The following is a 528-nucleotide window of genomic DNA, read 5'->3' as shown; positions in this document are numbered from 1 at the left end:
CATGGCAATCGCAAGAAATAAAATTTGAGAAAAAGGCTGTTAAAAGCTTTTGATTTGTGTGATTACTAGTATTTTTCATAATGGAATCACGCGAATCAGAGCTTATCGACGATCTTCGGGAACATTTTGGAAGTTTGGAAGATCCCCGTTCAGGTCAAGGACGTTTACATTTGTTTATTGATATTATTGGCATCAGCCTTCTGGCTGTAATTTGTGGTGCAGAAGGTTTTACAGAAATAGAAGAATATGCCTTAAGCAAGCAGGATTTTTTACAAAAACATTTTCAATTACCCAATGGCATACCCTCTCATGATACTTTTGGTCGTGTATTATCTCAGCTTGATTCAGAATGTTTCGAGGACTATTTTACTCATTGGTTTACAGGTATTTGTAATAATTTTGATGATGTAATCAGCATAGATGGTAAAAAGCTTCGCCATTCATATGATACTAAGGAAGATACAGAAGCCATTTGGTTGGTAAGCGCTTGGTCTAATGCCCATAATTTAGTGTTGGCACAGCAAAAAG

At 36.2% G+C, this 528-nt stretch carries 1 protein-coding gene; it reads left to right on the top strand.

Features of this window, described 5'->3' with window-relative positions:
• Positions 1 to 80: 80 nt before the first annotated feature.
• On the top strand, positions 81 to 528 hold a 448-nt coding region (locus Q0954_RS34360; protein WP_299466711.1), incomplete at its 3' end, for an ISAs1 family transposase.

Source organism: uncultured Microscilla sp. (genome assembly GCF_947493425.1).
GTDB lineage: Bacteria > Bacteroidota > Bacteroidia > Cytophagales > Microscillaceae > Microscilla.
The sequence above is the reverse complement of the archived record's forward strand: the minus strand, read 5'-3'. Positions and strand labels throughout refer to the sequence as shown.